The sequence below is a fragment of the Thermobacillus xylanilyticus genome, assembly GCF_907165215.1.
GTDB classification, from domain to species: Bacteria; Bacillota; Bacilli; order Paenibacillales; family Paenibacillaceae; genus Thermobacillus; species Thermobacillus xylanilyticus.
The window spans coordinates 90,647-108,302 of record NZ_CAJRAY010000038.1; the positions used below are offsets into that span (position 1 = coordinate 90,647).

Below are 17,656 nucleotides of genomic sequence, written 5' to 3' on the forward strand. Positions count from 1 at the left end.
GTTGGACTTCATAGTGCCATTGTAATCGAGGCAGGCCGGGTTTCACAACGGAAGGTTGGGCGGGGATTCAGGCATAGAGGGCCGACAGGGCGAGCAGCAGCCAGGCTTCCGTCCATTCGTTCATGGCGCCGTACGTGTCGCCGGTCTGGCCGCCGAGCCGGCGCGCCAGCCATCGGCCGAGCGGCCAGCCGAACGCGGCGGCCAAGGCCGGAAACGCCGCCGCCGCAAGCGCGGCAGCGCCGGGCGCCGGCAAGCCGCCCCATTCAATCGGCGCGGCGCCGCCTGCGCACAGCAGCGCGAAGGTCACCGCCAGCCCGGCGGCGGCTGCGCCTCCCGCGTGCACGGCGCGGACGCCGCGGAACAGCGCGCCCATGCCGCCCTCGCCGCGGGCGTTCGGCCACGCGGCCATTGCCGCGGTCATCCACCAGCGGCTCCACACCGGGATGGCGGCGAGCATCGCCCAGCATGCCGGCCCGGCGCTCTCGAGCAGCGACGCGAGCGCGGCGAATTTGACGATGAGCAGCAAGACGCCGGCCATCGCACCCATCGCGCCGACCCGGCTGTCCTTCATGATTTCGAGCATCCGCTCCCGCGGCCGGTTGCTGAGCGTGCCGTCAGCCGTGTCGATCCAGCCGTCCAGATGCAGCCCGCCGGTGACCGCCGTCCACACCGCCAGCGTCAACGCCGCTGCGGGCCATGCGGGCAGCAGAAGCAGGAGCGCCGCCGCTGAAGCGGCCGTCACCAGCCCGACGGCAGCGCCGGCCAGCGGAAACGAGACGGCGCTTGCCCTCATCGTGCCTTGGTCATACGGCACCTCGAGCGGCACCGGAATCCGGGTGAGCAGCTGCATGGCGGCCGCGAACCCGCGGCCTGAACGGACGAGCAGCCGGAACATGCGATCACCCCCTGGTGTGGGTCAGTTGCAGCGCAGTCCTTGCGAAACAGAGACGACTTATTTGTGTCAAAACACGAGGTTCCGGCAGGAAAACGAAACGGAGACACGCTATTCACCCGAAACGAGCTGAACATCCCTTCGAAATGGCAAATAACGCGTCTCAGTTTCGTCAGGACGGTCTTCCGTCAAAGTTCATCCATCCGAAATGCGATCGATTTCAGATCGACCGGAATGCCGGAAACGACGAGGAACAGCCGATCGCAGACGCCGGCCAGCCGCTGGTTCATCCGGCCGGCGGCGTCCCGGAACATACGGCCGAGCGCCGTCTCGGGCACGATGCCGGCGCCGACTTCGTTCGTCACCAGCACGAGCGGAAGCGGAAAGCGCCGCACGGCGCCGGCCAGCGCCTCGATCCTGCCGTCCATCTCGCGCTCGACCCGCGCCCGGTCCGCACCGCCGTCCGGACAGACCGCAAGCAGATGGTTGGACAGCCAGAGCGTCAGGCAATCGACCAGAACGACCGGGCGGCCGGCTTGCGCCCCGGGGGCGGCGAGCCGATCCAGCAGCCCGACAAGATCGAGCGGTTCCTCGACCGTCTCCCACGCGAATCCGGACAGTCTCCGTTCCTCGCGATGCGCCCGTACGCGCCGCTCCATTTCATCATCCAAAGGCTGCGCCGTCGCGACATAGATGCCGCGGGACGCGAGACGAGCGGCATACGACTCGGCGAAGCGGCTCTTCCCGCTGCGCGCGCCGCCGGTGACGAGCACCGCCACGGCTCAGTCCTCCCTGCGCCGCGAGACGCCGGCGCTGTCGAAGGTCGCCATCTCGCCGATCAGGCGCGACGCCGCCTCGACGAGGTGTAAGCCGAGCACCGCGCCCGAGCCTTCGCCGAGCCGCATGTCCAGACGGATCGGCGGCGCAAGGCCGAGCGCGTCCAGGACGACGGCATGCCCCCGCTCCTCCGACAGATGCGAAGCGATCAGATAGGACAGCACAGCCGGGCAGAGCCGGACTGCGGCAAGCGCGGCCGCGGAGGAAATGAACCCGTCAATGACGACCGGAATCCGGCGCGTCGCAGCGCCCAGCATCAGACCGGCGAGCGCGGCGATTTCGAGCCCGCCGACTTTCGCCAGCACGTCGACCGGATCGTCGGAATCCGGGCGGTTCACGGCGATCGCGCGGCGCACCGCCTCGCGCTTGACCGCAAGCCCTTCATCGTCCAGCCCCGTTCCTCTGCCGACAACCGTCTCCACCGGAACGCCGGCGAGCACGGCGGCAATGGCGGCGCTCGGCGTCGTGTTTCCGATGCCCATCTCGCCCGCCGCGACCAGCGTCACGCCCCGGCCGGCCAGCAGGCCGGCCACTTCCATCCCGACGGCCAGGCTGCGCAGCGCCTCCTCCCGCGTCATGGCCGGCCCCGCGCACATGTTGGCCGTGCCTCTGCGCACTTTGCGCTCGATCAGATCCGGGTGGCGCACATCTCCGCTTATGCCGACGTCGACGCAGAAGACATCCGCGCCCGCCTGTCTGGCCAGCACGTTGATCGCCGCGCCGCCGCTCAGCATGTTCAGCACCATCTGCGGCGTCACCTCGGCCGGGTAGGCGCTCACGCCTTCTTCGCAGACGCCGTGATCGCCCGCCATGACGACCGCCGCCTTGCGCGGAAAGCGCGGCAGCGGCTCGCCGCGGATGCCGGCCAGCTGCACCGCGAGCTGCTCCAGCCGGCCGAGGCTGCCCTGCGGTTTCGTCAGCCGGTCGAGCCGGTCGGCGGCCTGCATCATCGCGTCCTCGTGCAGCGGGCCGATATTCGCGATGACACGGGCAAGCTGTTCTTCAACGTTCATTTGCGATCGTCCTTTCCTTCTCCGGCTCCGGACGGGCGGTCCCGGACGGCGCCGCATGCCCGAATCCCGCCGGCTCCATCTCCCGGCTTCCGGGCTGCAGCAGCAGCTGGGGCACGCCGCTCTCCGGGTGCGGCAGCAAGACCGGCTCGACGCCGAACACGCGCCGAATCATTTCGGGCGTGAGCACGGCGGAAGGCGGGCCGTCCCCCGCCAGCCGTCCTTCGTGCATGACGAGCAGCCGGTCGCAATATTGCGCGGCCAAATTCAGATCGTGCAGCACCGCCACGACCGTCCGGCCCCCGGACCGCTGCCATGTCCGCACAAGATCGAGCAGTTGAATCTGGTATCCGATGTCAAGATACGTCGTCGGCTCATCCAGCAGAAGCAGTTCCGGATCCTGCGCCATCACCTTCGCCAGCGCGACCCGCTGCCGCTCTCCGCCGCTCAGGGCATCCATCCGGCGGCCCGCATAAGCCGACAGCCCGAGCGTTTCGAGCACGCGGTCGACCAGAGCTTCGCCTTCTTCGTCCCGGCCGCCGAACCAGTTCTGGTAAGGATAGCGCCCCATCGAGACCACTTCGCGCACGGTGAACGCCGTCCTGGGCAGCGGTTCCTGCTGCAAGACGGCAAGGCGGCGGGCCAGCGTCCTGCGCGGCCAGGATGAGACGGGACGGCCGAACAGCCGCACGGAGCCGGCGTCGATTCGTCTGACGCCGGAAATCGCGGCAAGCAGCGAAGACTTGCCGGCGCCGTTCGGGCCGATGATGCCGTACAGCCCGCCCGCTTCCAGCCGAAATCCGATGTTGTCCAGTATGCGCCGCCCGCCGGCGGCGATCGTCAGGCCGTCCACTTCGATCATGCGTCACCCCTCCCCAATCCGGCTTTGCGACGCTTCAGCAACCAGGCGAAGAACGGAGCGCCGACCAGCGCGGTGAGCACGCCGAGCGGGATTTCCTTCGGACTGAGCGCCGTGCGCGCCAGCGTGTCGGCCCATACGACATAGATGCCGCCGCCGATGACGGAGAGCGGCACGATGAGCCGGTAGTCCGGTCCGACGAGCAGCCGGATCAGATGCGGCACGACGAGCCCGACGAAGCCGACGACGCCGCTTACCGAGACGGCGGCGGCGGTCACGAGCGTCGAGGCGAGCAGGACGAACAGTTTCGTCCGCTCGACATTCACGCCGAGATGGGCGGCATGCCGCTCGCCGAGCGTCATCAGGTTCATCGCCGAAGCGAAGGCGGCGATGACCGGCAGTCCCGCGGCCGCGAACGGCAGGACGAGAAGCGCGTGGTCCCACGTTCTTTTCGACAGGCTGCCGAGCACCCAGAACAGGATCTGGTTCACTTCGTCGTCGGACATCGAGATCATGAGCGAGACGAACGCGCCGAGAAATGCCTGAAAGATGACGCCCGTCAAAATGAGCGTTTCCACCGCCATCTGTCCGTTCGAACGCGCAAACACGAACACCATCAGCACGGTGAGCAGTCCGGAAGCGAACGCGGCGGCCGGAACCGTCCACATGCCGATCATCGCCTGCAGCCCGAACGTCATGACGAGCGCCGCGCCGACCGAGCTACCGGAGGCGACGCCGAGCGTATAAGGATCGGCCAGCGGATTGCGGAGCACGCCCTGAAACCCCGCTCCCGCCATGCCGAGACATGCGCCGACAAGCACCGCCAGGACGATGCGGGACAGCCGGACCTGCGTCACGATCGCTTCCTCCAGCGGCGTCCAGTCCGGTTCGGAACTTCTGAAAAACGGCAGCTGATGGATGAGAATCGACCACACCTTGGCGACCGGCATGCCCGCCGAGCCGATGGAAAGCGACCATACAACGGAAACCGTCAGGAGCATGAGCGCCGCCCCTGACCATGCCGCAACGCGCAGCGGAAGTTTCATGGCTTCATCACGGGAACAGGTCCGGATGAATCGCGGCGGCGATTTCTTTCAGGCCGTCCGTCAGCCGCGGGCCGACGCGCACGAGCGGATCGTTCGTCACCGCATGCACGCGGTCGTTCTTCACCGCTTCGATCTGATCCCAGCCCGGACGGGACAGGATCTCGCCGAGAATGTCCACGCCTTCGATTTCCGGATAAATGATGACTTCGGGATTCCGCTGGATGACCGCTTCCGAATCGACCTCGAACCATCCCGATTGATCGGCAGAGATATTGACGCCGCCGGCCAGCTTTACGAGTTCGTCGAGAAACGTTCCGGAACCGACGGTCCACCCCGGCGAAAACTCGAGATAGACGCTGAGCGGCTCCGCATCTTTGACTTTGTCCGCAACGTATTGGATGGCCGCGCGCATCTCGGCGGCGACGGCTTCCGCTCCGGCCTGATGGTTCAGCAGGACGCCGACTTGTTCGATATGCGCGATCGTCTCCTCCAGCGTCTGCGGATCGGATGCGTACACGGTGATGCCGAGCTGCCGCAGCGCGTCGACCGCGGCCGCGTTCATGCTCGCGCTGCCGAGCACCAGATCCGGATTCAGCGACGCCACTGCTTCGATGTTCGTGTTCATGTCGCCGACGCGCGGCAACTCGGCAGCTTCGGGCGGATAATTGCTGTACTCGTCCGCGCCGACCGCAAGGCTCCCCGCACCGATCGCGAAGACGATTTCCGTATCGCTCGGCCCGAGCATGACGACGCGCTCCGGCGCCCGCTCCAGCGTAATCGCGGTGCCCGTCTTGTCGGTGACGGTGAGCGGATAGACCGTCTCTTTGCCGGCATCCGCCGCCGCGTGTTCCCCGGAATCGGCTTCGCTTCCGGCCGCGTCCGCATTTGCCGGGCTGCCGCCGTCATCCGCCGTTTGCTGACCGGCATTGTCACCGCCGCTTGAGCCGCTGTTCGTGCCGTCGTTTGAACCGCAAGATGCAAGCAGCATCGCGAACAGCAGTAGCGCCGCGAACCATGCCGCATATTTTGTCCAATTGTGATGAATGTCCGCATTTCGTGTCATGTCGTTCATTGCTCCTGTCCGAAAAGAATGTGATGCTAGAGGCCTTCAGCAAACAAAAAAAGCATCCCCGGCCTGACGTTCCCGGAAATGCTCATGCAAGCGTCGACTGTTCGAAGCCGTCCGGCTGATCGGGCGGCAAACCCGACAAAAGGCGGCTTCGATCCATCATCCAACACCTCCTAAGACCACGTAGGCAGCGTCTGGCAAGGATAGCGGGCAGGTCTCCTGACTCGAAGTGCACGAACGCCGTCTTCCCGGTTTCCCAGTGACATGGATGGCGTTCGCTTGCGCAAGGCGATTTGGGCTTGCGCGCTTCTCACAGTGGCGGGTCCGTGCCGGATTCTCACCGGTCTTCCCTATTAAGCCGGCCTCCGCTCAGGGCGCGGCGGCCTGGCACCCGTATCCGCAATATGCAATTGTCCGTTTCCGACTATAGCATGAACCGGTAAGGTTGTCCATAGCGGCGCATCAGTCGCCGGTGACCACTTCGCCCGGCCAGGCGGCCATGCCGTCTTCCACGTTGACGACATCGTAGCCGAACTGCGCGAGATATTCGCACACGCGCGCGCTCCGCACGCCGCCCTTGCAGATGAAGACGAGCGGGCCTTCGCGTTCCGGCTCGAGTTCATCCATCCGGTCCAGAAATTCGGACAGCGGGATCAGCCGCGCTTCGGCGATATGGCCGGCCTGCCATTCCTCCCGCTCCCGGACGTCGATCAGGTTGACCGGCTCTCCCTTGGCGAGCCGTTCGGCCAATTCTTCGGCCGTCCATACTTCAATGCTCATGCTTCGTCACCTCCGAGCCGCTTCTCGATCCGTTCGCCGTACGTGTCCCATGCCGCGGCTCCGTACCAGCCGCGCTGCTCCATGAGCAGGCGGAGCCTGAGCCGCCGCTCGTTCAGTTTCTTCCGGATGGCGGCGCGCTCTTCGTCCGTCCGGCACATGCGGAGCAGATCCGCGAGCGTGACCGTCTCTTTCGCGAGCTGCACTTCCTCCGGCACGACGCCGGCGTTTCGCAGCATCAGCCAGGCCGTGCGGAGTTCCTCCGGCACATGCGACAGATCTTCAATCTTGACCGGCTTGCCTTCGCCCGGCAGATTGCGGAGCTCACCCCGTTCGATCGCTTCCTGGATGCGCTCTTCCGCAATGCGGCTCACCCAATCCATCGCCTTCCGCCTCCCCCGCATCGAATCCTGCCGCTCCAAGCATTGTACGTCTCCGGGAAGCCGTTGTCCAGCGCCGGGAACGGACGTCCGGCCGCGCCGCCGGGCATTATCTGCTTCCGCGCCGCTTTGCTGCGAGCAGACGCTCCATCGGAGACCCGGCTGCGCCCCCGGAATCCGGGCTGCCGGCGTCCGGGAGAACGGAATGCGAACCGTTGGAAGGGGTCGATCCGGTTGCACTTGGACCGGCACGGGCAGCATCCGTGCCGCCGGTCTCCCCGGCGCGGACATTCGGCGGGTCGTCTTCGGCCATCCGCGGCTTCCGGTCCCGCGGCCTGATCCCGCCGCCCGCATAGAATTCGCCGGTGCTCCGGGTCCGTTCCTTGAGCCGCGACCATGCGGCGGCACCCGCCGCATCCGCGCCCGGCCTCTGCCGGACGGCAAATCTGCCGGCCAGGGCGGCGGCGATCCTGTTCCACGGCAGCGACAGCCGACGCACGGCGATGTCGGCGAGCCACAGCAGCAGCGCAGCGATGAGCAAACCCCGCGTCAGATCGACTTTCCCGCGCGCCGCAATCCGTTCGATGCGGAACACCTCGTCGGGGTGTTCCGGCGACAGCATGCGCCCGCCCGTCATCTGTGCGATTTCCTCAAGCAGCGCCCGCCCGTCTTCTTCGCCGGCAAGCCGGAATTCGGGCGAATACGGGATGACGAAACCCGCCAGCGAGCCGCCGGAAGGCGCGCCGTCCGCATCCCCGCTTTCGCTGATCCGCATGAAATACGCGCCCGGCCGGACGTTTTGGAGCCGCACGGCATATTCCCCGGGCGCAACCGGAACGGGTCGAACCGTTTCCGTAACGCCGTCTTCTCCCGCCAGCGATGCCGTCAGATTGCCTGTGCCGGCTGCGCCCTGGGCGGTGATGGTCAATTCCGCGTCTCCGCCTTCCAGCCTTGCCTTCACAAGCCAGGGGTCGGTCGAAAATTGCGGGAACGTCCATTTCACCCATGCGGCCAGCATGTCGGGAAATTGCGGCCAGGACGTCCAATCCGCCGACCATTTGCCTGTCAGATCGCTCGTCCAGGCGACCGAACGGCCGGCTCCGAACGACCAGCGCGCCAGCAGCGGATCGCCTTCCGGAGACAGGAGCACCGTCTCGGCCGTCTCTTTGGGCGTTGTCGCCACATACGCGTCAACGGCGGGAACGCCCGCAGAGAACAGCGGGAGCCAGCCGCCGGCCTGCCCGATCGCGGGGACGAACCGGTTCTCCACGATGTAGGTCCGTGCCATCATCGCCGTCTCCCGGCTGAAAATGGCCGGGATCGTGCTTTGATCGGCGGTGTAATAATACCGTCCCTTCGCCGCGTCGGCCAGCCGCTTCAGCAGCTCCGTATCCGCGTCCATGCCGACGGCGACCGTCGACATCGTAATGCCCGCTTCGTTCATCGCGGCCGTCAATGCGTTATAATCGTTGTTTCCCGCCGACATGCCGTCCGTGAGCAGAATGATGTGCCGGCGCTGGGCTTCTATCTCCAGCATCCGGTCGAGCGCGGCGGCAACGGCCGGATGGATGTCGGTGCCGCCCGCAGGCTGTATTCCCTGCACCGCTTCCGCGACCGCATCGCGATCCGCCAGCTTCGCCGGTTCGACGACCCACCACGGAGAATCGTCGAACGCGACGACGCCGACCGTGTCCGAGTCGCGCAGCAGTCCGATCGCGCGCAGCGCCGCTTCTTTCGCCAGTTCCAGCTTGCCGCCGTCCATGCTGCCCGACCGGTCGATGACCAGGATGAGGCCGAGGGACGGCATCTGCCGCCGCCCTTTCAGATCCATGTAGACCGGCAGCGCGCGTTCGAGCGGCGTCTCGAAATAGCCGCCGAGGCCGTAGCTGTCCGCGCCTCCGGCGGCAACGAGCCCGATGCCGAGATCGCCGACGGCGGATGCCAGCCGCTCCATTACCGTACCGGACAACCGCGTTGCCGGCACATTGTTCAGCACGACCGCGTCATATCGGGCGTAATCGGCAAGTTCCACGGACAACTGTTCAGGCGGCAGCAGATCGTACGGAATGAGCGACGCCTCAAGCGCCGACACGATGTTGGCCGACGTGCCCGGCTCGCCTTCGACGACGAGCACGCGCGGCGGCCCTTCGACCCGGCTGAATCCGTAAGCCGTGTCGTTCTGCGCCCGTTCGTCCCCCGGCATGTAGATTTCGGCGCGATAGCGGTTGAACCCGGCGGACCCGGCGATGTTTTGAAACAGATAGCGGTTGACGCCGGACGACAGCCGCACCGTCTCGCGGGCGATCTCGCGCTCGTTCTCGAACAGCCTCAGCTCGGCCTCGCGCTCCGCGGTGCTGGCGACTTCCAGCTCGATCGTGAACCGCTCGCCGAGCCTGACCGAAGCCGGCGTCTGGAGCGACTCGATCGCCGCGTCGTCCGCGGCTCGGGAGGCGAGCGGCACGACATCGACAGCGATGCCCTGCGACCTGAGCAGCCGGCTCTGGCGAATGGCATCGCCCACGTTGCCTCGGCCGTCCGAGAGCAGGACGATCCTTCCGCCTTCCGGGAGCAGGCTCGCCGCGAGCCGCAGGCCGTCGGTTATGTTCGAATACACGGGATCGATGCCCGCACGCAGCGCGGGCGCACCGCCTTCCGTCGTCAGCGGCCGCTCCACTGCCGCGGTTCGGCCGAACGAGACGATGCCGGCCCGATCGCCGTCTTCCTTGCCGTCGAGCGCCTCGCCGATCCAGCCGGCGATGCTTGCATCGTCCGCGACGCTTGCCGAGCGGTCGGCGACGAAGACCACCGCCCGGTAATCATCGCGAAACGTCGGTGCAAAGCCCGATGCGACAGAGATGAGCAGCAGCAGGATGACGGCGCGCAGCGTAAATGCGGCGGCTTTGCGCGGCCCCGACAGCCGAAGCGTACGCTTCCATGCCCAAAACAGCCACGCGGCAGCCGGGATGATGAGCAGCAGCAGCCACGGCTGGTCAAAATGCAGCCCCACGCCGGTACACCTCCCATTCCGCCGCCAGAAGCAGCAACAGCAGAACGGCGATGTACGGCACGAGGTCGATCCAGGCATCCGACTGACCCGATGCCGCTTCTTCCGCGCCGTCCGGCGTTCCCGACGCCGCATCGCCCGTCTCCCTGCCGGTTCCCGGAAGGCCGGTTCCGGAGAGCGGCTCGTCCGTCCACATCCCTTCCGCTTCCGCCGCGTGGACGGCGAGCAGCCGGGCGCCCAGCACCCGGTCGGCCGCATCGTATTCGACAAAACGGTAAAGGCCGGGGACGCCGGGCACCGTCTGTACGGCGGACACCGCGCCGTCCGCGTTTCGTTCCGCTTCAACTGCGGCGGATGCGGATGCCGTCCGGACGGGCGCCGTCTCCAGCGTCTCCCAGACCGCCCGCACCGTGCCGCTCCTTATGCCGATCTCGATCCGGCTGCCCGCTTCCGCCCGGCCGAGGTGTCCGCCCGCGGCGCCGCCGAGCCATTCGGCCGCCTGTGCGGCGAGAATCGGGAAATCGGGCCGCAGCGGCAGATCGGAATCGGCGGGATCGAACGCCAGAACGAGCTGCGGGCGGCCGTCCGCAGCCCCGGCATAGAGCACCGGCACGCCGCCGTACACGGCGACCGGCTCCATGCCGGGGCCGGGATCGGCCTGCACGATCCGCGCGATGTGCGTATCGGCCAACGTGATATGGGCCGTGACGGGATGCGGCCGGATGTCGACCCGGTTGTCCGCCGGTTCGGTTGCCGTTCCGCCCCGGGGCGGCGATGAAGCGGTCCAGATGCGCCATACCGGCCTGGAAGCGAGCAGGCTGCGCCAGGCGGCCGAGTCCAGCTTTCGTTCGTCCGCTCCGTACAGCACGATCCAGTCGATGCCGGCCGCCGATTCATCGTCGGGTTCGAAGCGGTCCGGATCGGCCTGCACGATGTCGACGCCCGCCAATTCGAGCGCGGCGGTGAGGAACAGGCTGCGTTCGCCGACGAGCAGCACCCGGCTCGCTGAAGCCGCAGCCGGGAACGCGAAGGCCGCGTTGTCCGCTGCGTAATCGTCTGCCGTGCGCAGATCGGCGCGGTAGTAGTCCGCCGCCGGCAAACCTTCGAAGGAGAATACGCGCTGCTCGCCGGGCTCCAGCCGGAACGTCCGCTCCGCCGCCGGCGCCTTGCCGCCGGCGGGCACAAGCGCGAGCGTGCCTTCCGCCGGGCGCGCACCGTAATGGATGAGCGTCACGGCAGCCGCATGCGATTCCGCTCCGGCTTGCAGGCCGAATGCGGCGACGGACGTATTGGCGCCGTCCCTGCCCGCCGCGAACAGGCGGATGGCGGACGCCTCGACCGTTGCGCCGCCCGCGCGGATCCGGCCGTCCGTCGCCAGCCACAGCTCGGCGCCTTCCTTGTTCCGGACCAGCGCATCGGCCAGCGTGAGCGCCGCTTCCTCGTCCGTGCGCCCGTAGTGCGGACCGATCGCTTCCAACGCGCGGCGGATCTTGCGCCGATCGGTCTCGTCCTGCAGGATCAACTCCGGCTCGCCGCCCGCCGCGATCAGGGTCACCGGACGGGAGGACGGCAGCTCCTCCGCCGCGGCCGCGACGGCTTGCAGCGCCTCGCCCAAGGCGTCGGCTTCGCCGCTTCCGCGAGACGCGGCCGCCGTCATGCTGGCCGAACGGTCGACGACGATGACGACCGGCGCAGCGGACGAGGCCTGCCCCATGACGTGCGGACGCATCAGCGCAAAGACGAGGCACGCCGCCGCGATGAGCTGCAGAAGCAGCAGCAGGGTGCGGCGCAGCCGCTGCCAGGGCCGGTTCGCTTCCTGCTCGCGCAGCGCCCGCCGCCACAGCAGATGGCTTGCGATCTCGGTCTCCGGGTACCGGCGTCTCAGCAGATACATCAGCAGAATGGCCGGCAGCGCCAGCGCGAAAACGGCCGAAGCGGCGGACTGAAACAGCATGTTCTCCCTCCTTCGCGTTCAAGTTCGGCACCGATCCGATCAACGCGGCCGCTGCAGCAATCCGTGCCGCGCCATGCGGACGAGCACCGTCTCCTCGAGCGGCACGGACGTATCGACGGCGAAATAGACGAAGCCGAGCTCCATGCATCTTCTTCGAATGGCCCGGACGTGTTCCTTCAGCGCTTCATCATAGGCGCGCAGCGCGTTCTCGTGAACGGCCACATCCTTCGCCGCTTCCGTCTCGGCGTCAATGAGCCGAAGCTCGCCGCGCAGCGCCGGCCGCCACTCGTCCGGCGCGAGCACATGCACGAAGACAAGATGCTGTCGCGCCGAGGCGAACGCCTTGAGCGTCTCCTCAATCCCCGAGGCATACAGCCCGTCCGTCAGCAGCCAGCTGACGCCGGGCCACGGCGGCAGCGCGCCGGGCGCAGCAAGCGGGACCCGGAGATCCTCGGCGCCGGGATCGGCGGCAGGGCCAAGCGACTGTTCAAGGAATTCGAACAAGCGGTGCGCCGCGCCGCGTCCCCTGGCCGGATGAAGACGGCCTTCGACGCTGCCGGCAAAGCGGACGGCCGCGGCGCGGTCGTCGCCGCAAAGGGCGGCATAGCCGGCGCACGCCGCAATCCGGGCGGCATAAAGCAGCTTGTTCGTGTCCGACCATGTGTCCGGATTCGTCTCCGGTTTTCCGGGCTCGAAACGCATGGACCGGGATACATCCAGATAGAACGTGACATCCGTCTCCTGTTCGTCCCAATATTGCCGGATATAAGCCCGCCCTGTGCGGCCGTAGACGTTCCAGTCCAGCCGCCGGATATCGTCGCCCGGCACATATGCCCGGTAGTCCGCGAATTCGAGCGAACTGCCGAGCGCGCCGGAACGCCGTTTACCCTGCTGCGTGCCGCGCGTCCGCCCGGAAGCCGCAACGGCCAGCCGTTCGACGCCCCTCAGCAGCGATTCTCCGGGCCGAACCAGCTTGCCTTTGTTTCCCTCCGGGGCGGAATGACCGGCTCGGTCCGCCGCGCTCACGGCGAAACCCCCGCCGCCGCGAGCACTTCCGCGACCAGCTCATCCGGCCGGATGCCGGATGCAAGCGCTTCGTAGCCGAGCACGATCCGGTGCCGGAGCACGGGCGCGGCCGCCGCGGCAAGGTCGGCGCGCGAGACGTGCAGGCGGCCGTCGAGCAGCGCGCGCACCTTCGCGATGCCGACGAGCGCCTGCACGCCGCGCGGACCGGCGCCGTAGCGGACATACCGCCGAACGGCGTCCGGAACGTCCGGCTCGCCCGCGTGGGTCAGCATGACGATCTGGACCGCCAGATCCAACATATCGTCGGAGACGAGCACTTCCTTCGCGTACCGCTGGATGCGGTGCAGATCTTCAGCTCCCGCGGCCTTCTCCGCCTTCGCTTCGTGTGCGGAAGTGGTTCGCGCGACAATCTCCTTCAGTTCGGCGCGGCTCGGATAGGCGACGTCAATCTTGAGCAGGAAGCGGTCGAGCTGCGCTTCGGGAAGCGGGTAGGTTCCCTCCTGCTCCAGCGGATTCTGCGTCGCCAGCACGAAGAACGGCCGCGGCAGCGGATGCGTCTCGCCGCCCGCGGTCACCGTGCGCTCCTGCATCGCCTCGAGCAGGGCGCTCTGCGTTTTCGGCGTCGCCCTGTTGATCTCGTCCGCCAGGATGAGGTTCCCGAAGATCGGCCCGGGCTGGAACCGGAATGCGGCCGGCTCGCCGGCGGCGCCGAATTCGACGATGCGCGTTCCCGTAATGTCGGAAGGCATCAGGTCGGGGGTGAACTGGATGCGCGAGAACGTCAGATCCAGCGCGTCCGCCGCCGTGCGGATGAGCATCGTCTTGCCCAGTCCCGGCACGCTTTCCAGCAGCGCGTGGCCTCCGGCAATCAGGCACCACAGCAGTTGTTCGACGACCGTCTCCTGTCCGACGATCACCTTCGCGATCTCGCGCCGAACGGCGTGGATCCGCTCGACGGCTTCCGCGATGTCCGCTTTCGATTCGATCATGGCATCCTCCCGTTCCGAATCGTTCACCGATCCGGCTGTATCTCATCGAAATAGTTCTTGACGCGCTCCTTCAGCGAAGGCGGCAGCGTGCCGGCCGACAATGCGCGACGGGCGTCCGCTTCGTAGGACGCGTACACTTCTTCGTAACTGCGAACGCCGCCGTCGACGACCGGCGAGCTGCCGCCTTCGGTTACGGCGCCGCCGGACGCGGGGCCGCCGTCGGTCGTCACGTCGCCTTCTCCCTCGTGGATGCGGGGCGTCGTGACGAGCTTCCGTCCGCCGCTGCCAAGACCGGCTCCGCCGCCGGTACCGCTGCCCCGGCCATTGCCGATGCCGGAGCCGCGCCCGGCGCCGTTTCCCGGTCCGCCTCCAGCGCCGCTTCCGGCAGAGCTTCCCGAACCTTTGCCGTCAGAACTTCCCGTGCCGCTTCCGCCCGAACCGCCGCCGGACGGGCTTTCCGAACCGGAGCCTTCGGATCCGCCGCCCGCAGAGCCGCCGGAAGAACCGTTTTGTCCCGACCCGCCGCCGGATTGACCGCTGCCTGGCTGCGATCCCTCCGAACCCGGCTGCCCGCCGTCCGGTGAATCCGTTCCTCCACCGCCGCCGTCTGCGCCGGCATCCGCGATGCCGTCCCAGCCGCTGCTGCCCGAACTCCCCGCGGCATCCAGACCAAGCCGCGAACCGGCCGCCGCCAGCGCGGATGCCGCCTGCTCGGCCAATGCTTGCAGCATCTCCGCGGACAACGCGCCTTCCATCGCCTGTCCGATCGCTTCCGCTGCGGCTTCCGGCTCGCCGTTTTCCAGAGCGTCCGCAGCGCGTTCAAGCGCTTCACGCAGCGCATCTTCTCCGGCTTCCGGCGACTGGCCGGCGAGTTCCCGCAGCCTATCCGCAAGCGCTTTCCGCTGTTCGGGTCCGAGCCGCGCAAACGAGCTTCCCAGGCGCTCAGCCGCTTCGGCCACCCCGCGCCTGTCGCCGCGTTCCAACGCCTGTCCGAGTTCACCGAATTCGGGTGTCCGCTGCAGTTCTTGCGCCAAAGCGCGAGTCGCCTGCAACTCCTGCTTCAGTTCGGCGGCGAGACGCGCAATCTCCCGCTCGGCTGCCTCCCATTGGGCGCGTAGCGCGTCCGGCTCCGTCCGCAGCGTCTGCTCCCGCAGCCGGTTCAACGGCTCGGTCAATGCCTTGCGCTCTTGTTCCGACAGGCCGCCGGATTGCCCAAGTTCGTCCAACGCCTGTTCGACGCTGACGATCTCGCCGCTCAGCGCCGCGCGGGCGGACAGCCGCTCATCCATCGGGTTCGGCAGGAGCAGCAGAATCACCGCGGCACACCAGACGGCGGCAAGACCAAGCAGGTATCGCCGCCGCTCCCGTCCGCGCGGCCACGGAATCCGTTCGCTCAGCCCGGACGCGAAACGGGCTGCCGCCGCTTCGGCGTCGGCGCGCTGCAGGCGCGCGATCGGCGTATTCAGGTGCAGCAGGTCGAGCGCCGTGACGACGGCATCGCGGGTGCCGGCGCGATCCATCTCGCGGGCCGCCGCGCGTTCGTCGATGCGAGGCCGGAAGGAAGCCGCCGCACCGGCGGCGATCCCCAGGGCGGCGAGCGCCGCCGCGATGATCGGCGCGTCCGCGATCGGCAGAAAGCGGGCCGCCGCAAGCAGCAGCACCCCCGCGCAGCTCCCGGCCAGAAGCCCGGCTGCTGCGCGCCGCACGAGCCGGACAGCCATGAGGCGCCGGCGCACCGGTTTCAGCAATTGCAGAAGCTGCGGTTGATGCGTTGATCGGGACATGCTCCCCCTCCTTCCGGTCCGGCAGGAATGGATTCCGGGATGGACCTGCGCTATTATTTAATACCATTAATAATCAAGCACATTAACATTTCATGTGGTTGTCTGTGCGGATGGCAATCAGCCTCGGCCCGCCGCCTTCTTCCGTTTCCGTTTCAGCACGGGTCGGATGTGCCGGATGCTGAGCGGAATCGCGATGACGGTCAGAATCGAGTAGACGATGAAATATTCCTGCCACAGCTCGATCGGGGCTTCGGCAGACGACGGGCCGAACCAACCGCCGCGAAATACGCTGCGCGACAGCTCGGGTTCAAAGATGCTGACGAGCGCTGCCGCCGGATTCAGTCCCATCAAGAAGCCGAGCCAGTTGGAATAGCCGGGCGGATTCGGTTGACCCGAAGTCATGCTGTCGATCATCAGATGCAGGATCAGGTACAGGAACGCGGTGCCGCCGTACATGAACAGCGTCAAACCGTACGATGTGATGACGGACAGCATCGTGCGTTTCATCCATGTGGAGAACAGGACGCCGAACGACCCGAACGCCAGCATTGTGAACAGATAGAAAGCGAACACCGTCCCGACCTGTCCCGGCGAAATGCCGCCGTACAGGAAGACGATGCTGAATATCGGCATGGTCGAAATGACAAGCAAGGTCATGAAACTGAGCGAGGAAACCAGTTTGCTCAAGATGATGCTCGTCGAGCTCTGCTGCGTTGTAAGCAGCAGATTCAGCGTCTGTTTCTCCCGTTCGCTGCTGACGACGCCGGCGGTAAGCCCGGGCGTCATGAACGCGATCAATCCGAGCTGCGCGAGGCTGATGAACAGGAACATCGTCCGGCTCCGGCCGGGATCGAAAGACGCCGCTCCGAGCCCGTAATCCATGCGGAAAATGTACATAAACCCGAACGCCAGAATGCCGATGGCCGTCAGATAGAACAGCAGCGCCCACATGGAACGAGGCGTCCGCATGCGGAGCGTGAATTCCTTGCCGAGCACCGGATTGATGAGCCTCGTCCGCAAGTCCGGCAACCGGCGCTTGGCAGCCGACTGTCCGCTCATGTCTTCACCCCGATTCCTTTGGTCATTTCGAGGAAGACGTCTTCCAGATTCGTCTGCGCCTCGCTGAAAGCGATCGGCCGGACGCCGCGTTCGACGAGCCGGACGAGCAGTTCCGCCTGTTCTTCGTCGCCGCCGGCAAATTGGAATCTTACGAGCTGCCCGTCCCGCATGACACGTCCCACATGCGGCTCGCCTTCCAGCAGGACGACCGCTTCTTCCGCTCCTCCGGCCAGCCGAAGTTCGAGGATGCGCCCCGCCTGCAGCCGGTGTTGAATCTCGGCGACGCTGCCCTGGGCGATCATTCTCCCCTGTTCGATGACGCCGATCTCATCCACCATCTCCGCCAGTTCGGGCAGGATATGGGAGGAGATGATGATGGTCTTGCCCATCGCTTTCAGTTCTTTCATAATCTCCCGCATTTCAATCCTTGCGCGGGGATCGAGACCGGATGCCGGCTCGTCAAGGATGAGCAGGTCCGGGTCATGAACGAGGCAGCGCGCCAGGCAGAGCCGCTGTTTCATGCCGCGGGACAGCGTGTCGACATAGGCATCCTTCTTGTCTGACAGGTTGACGAGTTCGAGAAGCTGCGGGATGAGCGCTTCGCGCTCCGCCCGCGGAATGCCGCAGCTCGCGCCGTAGAAATGCAGATATTCCGTCGTCCGGAATTGATCGTAGACGCCGAAGAAGTCCGGCATATATCCGATTCGCCGGCGCACTTCCTTCGGATCTTCGGTCACGTCGATGCCGTCCACCCGGACGATGCCGTCGTCCGGCGCAAGCAGCGTCGCCAGAATCGCCATCGTCGTCGACTTGCCGGCGCCGTTCGGTCCGATGAATCCGAACACGGTCCCGCGCCGGATCGTCAGGTCAATCGACTTGAGCGCCTGAAAATTGCCGAACCGTTTCGTGAGTCCCCGGATCTCGACCATGAGCCGGTCGGAACCGCCGGCGGAATCCGCCTGCCGCGAGT

General features: G+C 66.8%; 15 protein-coding genes and 1 riboswitch. All 15 genes read right to left on the bottom strand.

All coding sequences use genetic code 11. The features are described from left to right. Positions 1-67: 67 nt before the first annotated feature. Entirely contained in the window at positions 68-895 is an 828-nt protein-coding gene (cobS, locus tag KJQ12_RS08130; RefSeq protein ID WP_213484217.1) for an adenosylcobinamide-GDP ribazoletransferase, read from the bottom strand. A 185-nt stretch (positions 896-1,080) separates the two neighbouring features. Then, positions 1,081-1,671, bottom strand: coding sequence for a bifunctional adenosylcobinamide kinase/adenosylcobinamide-phosphate guanylyltransferase (gene cobU, locus KJQ12_RS08135; RefSeq protein WP_015254469.1), 591 nt, complete (start codon positions 1,669-1,671; stop codon positions 1,081-1,083). Between the two features lie 3 nt (positions 1,672-1,674). Continuing rightward, positions 1,675-2,742 carry a nicotinate-nucleotide--dimethylbenzimidazole phosphoribosyltransferase gene (gene cobT, locus KJQ12_RS08140; protein WP_213484219.1) on the bottom strand — a complete coding sequence of 356 codons (1,068 nt, stop codon included), beginning with the start codon at positions 2,740-2,742 and terminating at the stop codon, positions 1,675-1,677. Next, on the bottom strand, positions 2,732-3,601 hold the full coding sequence (locus KJQ12_RS08145) for a heme ABC transporter ATP-binding protein (RefSeq protein WP_244860511.1): 870 nt from the start codon (positions 3,599-3,601) through the stop codon (positions 2,732-2,734). Before KJQ12_RS08145 ends, cobT begins: the two co-directional genes overlap by 11 nt. Next, entirely contained in the window at positions 3,598-4,644 is a 1,047-nt protein-coding gene (locus KJQ12_RS08150) for a FecCD family ABC transporter permease (protein WP_041853850.1), read from the bottom strand. Before KJQ12_RS08150 ends, KJQ12_RS08145 begins: the two co-directional genes overlap by 4 nt. A 7-nt stretch (positions 4,645-4,651) precedes the next feature. Next, complete coding sequence (locus KJQ12_RS08155; RefSeq protein ID WP_213484221.1) at positions 4,652-5,707, bottom strand: ABC transporter substrate-binding protein; 1,056 nt, start codon at positions 5,705-5,707, stop codon at positions 4,652-4,654. Positions 5,708-5,905: 198 nt separating this feature from the next. After that, a riboswitch (cobalamin riboswitch) is annotated at positions 5,906-6,123 on the bottom strand. 52 nt (positions 6,124-6,175) lie between these two features. Further along, complete coding sequence (locus KJQ12_RS08160) at positions 6,176-6,493, bottom strand: rhodanese-like domain-containing protein (RefSeq protein WP_015254464.1); 318 nt, start codon at positions 6,491-6,493, stop codon at positions 6,176-6,178. Beyond that, entirely contained in the window at positions 6,490-6,873 is a 384-nt protein-coding gene (locus tag KJQ12_RS08165) for a DnaJ family domain-containing protein (RefSeq protein ID WP_213484222.1), read from the bottom strand. Before KJQ12_RS08165 ends, KJQ12_RS08160 begins: the two co-directional genes overlap by 4 nt. A gap of 106 nt (positions 6,874-6,979) precedes the next feature. Continuing rightward, positions 6,980-9,877: a VWA domain-containing protein gene (locus tag KJQ12_RS08170; RefSeq protein ID WP_213484223.1), complete on the bottom strand. Its 2,898-nt coding sequence runs from the start codon at positions 9,875-9,877 to the stop codon at positions 6,980-6,982. After that, on the bottom strand, positions 9,861-11,828 hold the full coding sequence (locus tag KJQ12_RS08175) for a vWA domain-containing protein (protein WP_213484224.1): 1,968 nt from the start codon (positions 11,826-11,828) through the stop codon (positions 9,861-9,863). The genes KJQ12_RS08170 and KJQ12_RS08175 overlap by 17 nt, the downstream gene beginning before the upstream one ends. Positions 11,829-11,867: 39 nt before the next feature. Next, entirely contained in the window at positions 11,868-12,854 is a 987-nt protein-coding gene (locus KJQ12_RS08180) for a DUF58 domain-containing protein (protein WP_213484225.1), read from the bottom strand. Further along, positions 12,851-13,843 carry an AAA family ATPase gene (locus KJQ12_RS08185; RefSeq protein ID WP_213484226.1) on the bottom strand — a complete coding sequence of 331 codons (993 nt, stop codon included), beginning with the start codon at positions 13,841-13,843 and terminating at the stop codon, positions 12,851-12,853. Before KJQ12_RS08185 ends, KJQ12_RS08180 begins: the two co-directional genes overlap by 4 nt. A gap of 23 nt (positions 13,844-13,866) precedes the next feature. Continuing rightward, positions 13,867-15,627 (bottom strand): hypothetical protein, encoded by a 1,761-nt coding sequence (locus tag KJQ12_RS08190; protein WP_213484227.1) that lies wholly within the window; start codon positions 15,625-15,627, stop codon positions 13,867-13,869. Between the two features lie 117 nt (positions 15,628-15,744). Further along, a complete protein-coding gene (locus tag KJQ12_RS08195) occupies positions 15,745-16,686 on the bottom strand; it encodes an ABC transporter permease (protein WP_213484229.1) in 942 nt (313 codons plus the stop codon). After that, entirely contained in the window at positions 16,683-17,615 is a 933-nt protein-coding gene (locus tag KJQ12_RS08200) for an ABC transporter ATP-binding protein (protein WP_213484265.1), read from the bottom strand. Before KJQ12_RS08200 ends, KJQ12_RS08195 begins: the two co-directional genes overlap by 4 nt. Positions 17,616-17,656 lie beyond the last annotated feature (41 nt).

Excerpts from the sequence above, each read along its gene's own strand:
- cobS (WP_213484217.1), bottom strand. The coding sequence starts at position 895 with ATGTTCCGGCTGCTCGTCCGTTCAGGCCGCGGGTTCGCGGCCGCCATG.
- cobT (WP_213484219.1), bottom strand. The coding sequence starts at position 2,742 with ATGAACGTTGAAGAACAGCTTGCCCGTGTCATCGCGAATATCGGCCCG.
- KJQ12_RS08145 (WP_244860511.1), bottom strand. The coding sequence starts at position 3,601 with ATGATCGAAGTGGACGGCCTGACGATCGCCGCCGGCGGGCGGCGCATA.
- KJQ12_RS08150 (WP_041853850.1), bottom strand. The coding sequence starts at position 4,644 with ATGAAACTTCCGCTGCGCGTTGCGGCATGGTCAGGGGCGGCGCTCATG.
- KJQ12_RS08155 (WP_213484221.1), bottom strand. The coding sequence starts at position 5,707 with ATGACACGAAATGCGGACATTCATCACAATTGGACAAAATATGCGGCA.
- KJQ12_RS08160 (WP_015254464.1), bottom strand. The coding sequence starts at position 6,493 with ATGAGCATTGAAGTATGGACGGCCGAAGAATTGGCCGAACGGCTCGCC.
- KJQ12_RS08165 (WP_213484222.1), bottom strand. The coding sequence starts at position 6,873 with ATGGATTGGGTGAGCCGCATTGCGGAAGAGCGCATCCAGGAAGCGATC.
- KJQ12_RS08175 (WP_213484224.1), bottom strand. The coding sequence starts at position 11,828 with ATGCTGTTTCAGTCCGCCGCTTCGGCCGTTTTCGCGCTGGCGCTGCCG.
- KJQ12_RS08185 (WP_213484226.1), bottom strand. The coding sequence starts at position 13,843 with ATGATCGAATCGAAAGCGGACATCGCGGAAGCCGTCGAGCGGATCCAC.
- KJQ12_RS08190 (WP_213484227.1), bottom strand. The coding sequence starts at position 15,627 with ATGTCCCGATCAACGCATCAACCGCAGCTTCTGCAATTGCTGAAACCG.
- KJQ12_RS08195 (WP_213484229.1), bottom strand. The coding sequence starts at position 16,686 with ATGAGCGGACAGTCGGCTGCCAAGCGCCGGTTGCCGGACTTGCGGACG.
- KJQ12_RS08200 (WP_213484265.1), bottom strand. The coding sequence starts at position 17,615 with ATGGTCGAGATCCGGGGACTCACGAAACGGTTCGGCAATTTTCAGGCG.